Origin of the sequence: Polaribacter sp. 20A6 (assembly GCF_011378915.1) — a bacterium.
Lineage (GTDB): Bacteria > Bacteroidota > Bacteroidia > Flavobacteriales > Flavobacteriaceae > Polaribacter > Polaribacter sejongensis.
In genome coordinates, this window is sequence record NZ_WTPZ01000018.1 from 1 (window position 1) to 3,001 (window position 3,001).

2 protein-coding genes are annotated in these 3,001 nt (G+C 26.8%); both read right to left on the reverse strand.

Features of this window, described 5'->3' with window-relative positions; translation table 11 throughout:
- Positions 1-225 precede the first annotated feature (225 nt).
- Positions 226-1,194: a hypothetical protein gene (locus GQS57_RS18110; protein WP_165734381.1), complete on the reverse strand. Its 969-nt coding sequence runs from the start codon at positions 1,192-1,194 to the stop codon at positions 226-228.
- 139 nt (positions 1,195-1,333) lie between these two features.
- Positions 1,334-2,875, reverse strand: a complete 1,542-nt coding sequence (locus tag GQS57_RS18115; protein ID WP_165734382.1) for an HNH endonuclease — start codon at positions 2,873-2,875, stop codon at positions 1,334-1,336.
- Between the last annotated feature and the right edge of the window lie 126 nt (positions 2,876-3,001).

The window sequence follows — 3,001 nt, forward strand, 5'->3', positions numbered from 1 at the left end:
TAAATTGACTTAAAATTCAATATTTCACTTTTTTTTTGGTTAATTTGTCTTTAAAATAACGAATTTTTATAGCTTATCTGAGTTTACTTTTAACTTACGCCCAACGTTGTTGTGTATGATTAGTTGCGTTGTTTAAGAAGTGAATTTACTAAATAAATCACGAACGGCGAAATTCCGAAGGAATTTCCCAAGTGAGCTAAAACCAGCAATTAATTATACACGGTGTTAGCTGTTGTTTTTTCTTTCGGAAAAGTTTGTTATTACAAATCCAATTACTGAACCAAATAAGGCTAAAATCATTCCTAAAACAAGTGCATTTAATAAATCTATTTTTGTTTTTAAATTCTCGTTTTTTAAAGTAATAATCTCATTCTGATTTTCAATTTTTTGCCTTATTAAATCTATTTCATCGTAAATGTTTTCAATTTCGAGAGTTTTTTTCGGATTAGATAGTAATCCATTTTCAATTATTGATAACCTTTTCTCAACATCTATAAAAGTAGCTGAAGAATCTCTAACATATATAGTATCTCTATAAGTCAGCGTTCTGTTTTTCAGCGAATCCAATTTTGATATTTTTCCTTTTAAAACCTCAATTTCTAATCTTGTTTTTTCTATTAATAGATTGTCATTTCCTAAATAGTCTAAAGATGTTGACGTGTAGAAAGAAAATATGGCAGTTAAAATTCCAACTGTTAGACTGGTCAAAGTCCACAAGGAAAATTTTTCTTTATTTTTTTTCTTCTTTTCTAATTCAATTACTATTTCTTTTTCTAATTCCTTTTCTATCTCTTTCTCTTCTATTTTTTTCTTTGCTGATAAAGTTTCAAATTCTGGAAATTCCTTTTTAGTTATAGAAATCCATTCATTCTCATCTCCAATTGTTAATATTTGAAAATCATTTGAATCTAAAGGGAATACTAAATAATATGGAAGAGATTCATTTTTTAAAGCTTTTATATACTTCTCAATTCTATTTCTGAATAATTTTTTAACGTTTGGATTTATATTTTCTTTAAATTCAATCAATCCAATGTATTCTCCAATTCTTGTATCTAAAATCAATAAATCTGGTTGAATTCTTTGTCCATCAATTTCAAATGCTGGCGATTGTCTTAAAAGACTTTTACTTGGATAATTTTTCTCTTTTTCTAAAAATTCGTAAAATTTATTTGTCAATTCTTGTTTATTCATTGAATTCTGGATTTCGTTTTTCAAATAACAGCTAACGTTGTTGTGTATGATTAGTTGCGTGTTTTAAGCATTAAAGTTAGCAAATAAAACACAGATAGAAAGTCCGCGAGGACTTTCGTAAATTGGCTAAAACCAGCAATTAATTATACACGGTGTTAGGCATAGTTTTTTTATATGTTTCAATCAAATGTTGTTTTTTTAACTTGGGCATTAATTCATATTTTTCAGAATTTGTATAGTAACTTCCGTTAATTTCAATTTTATCAAACTTTTTAGCAGTAAATTCAAAACTCTGACCTTCTGTAAGTGTAATAGAGTTAAAAACCTTGATGCCGTTTATTTTAATGTATTTTATTTCAGTTGTTTCTTGTTCCAGTTCAGCGATTACTATTTTAGAAATATCACTTTCAATTATAAATTTTTCAGTTTGAATTGTTTTAGGTGAAACGTTTAGTATTTCTCCTTGATATTTTAGTTCTTCATTTTTAAATTTATAAAATAGGTGAGGACAACTTCCATAACCCCAATATCTATCAATCCAATAAATATTATTAAAATCGAATTTATGAATTTCTTGATAAAATAATTCATTTGAATTTTCAATTTCTATTTTTTCAGGCAATAAATTATAACCTATAAACTCTATTTCTTTTTTAAATTCTATTTTCCCGTGATTTGTAGTTTGATATTCCTCTGAATCAAACTGTTCTAAATTAGAAAAGTATTCTGTTGAATCAAAACTTTCAAAATCTGATAAAAAAGAACCTATTGGAATTAAAATACTTTGATTTGGTTTTATTAAAATTTGCGGAAAAGTTATTGATTCTGAATCTTGAATGTTACTCTCATTATATAGAACACCATCATAAGATTTAGCAATTAATTCTTTAAGTTTAATATAGTTTGATGAAATATTTGTTATTACTAAACATTTGAAATATAAAGGTCTTAATAGATATAATTCTTGAAAATTTTCATTCCCTTCACAAGCACCTTCATAGCAAGTATGAATTTGAGCAATTTTTTCAGGTTTAACTCCAGATTCTATTAAGTAATTTGAAACTTTATCAGTTTTACAATGCTTTTTTATTTCCTCTATTTTTGGTATTCTTTCGTGATAGAAATATGTATGTTCTTCCTCGTCAATAGCATTTTCTTTTGCGGATGGAAATTGTGAAATATATTCATCTTTACTTATCTTTAAGATATTTTGAATCTCTTCTCTACGATAAGTTTTATTTTTGGTTATTGACTTTACGAAGTCTAATGACTTATTCTCTACTAAAACAATTTCTTTTACAGGAAAATTTGATAAATCTCTTTCTGATATTTCTTTTATTAAAGAAAAGTTATTTGTTATAAAATATCTGGAATGGATTAGGTTTTCGCTTTTTTGTGAAATCTTATTGTTTTTGACAATATCAAACCATTTTTCTTTGTGTTTTTTTAATTCATTTGGGGAGAATTTTGTTCCTTTTGGATGTTTAGAAAAATAATGCCCTGCGTCGCAATGACAATCAAAACATAAAGGAATTGCGTTTTCAAAACTATCTTTTCCTCCTTGTTCTTTTGGTTTAATATGGTGAATTTCAATTTTCACACCTCGATACCTATGACATACACAACAATGTCTTGCTGATGCAACTAAAATATCTTCCTTAATTTTTGAGGTAAATGCCATTCTGTTAAATTATGCCTAACGTTGTTGTATATGGTTTGTTGCGTGTTTTAAGCAACTAATTTAGTAAATAATTACCGACCAAGAAAGTCCGCGAGGACTTTCGTAAGTAGGCGAGAAGCCAGCAAT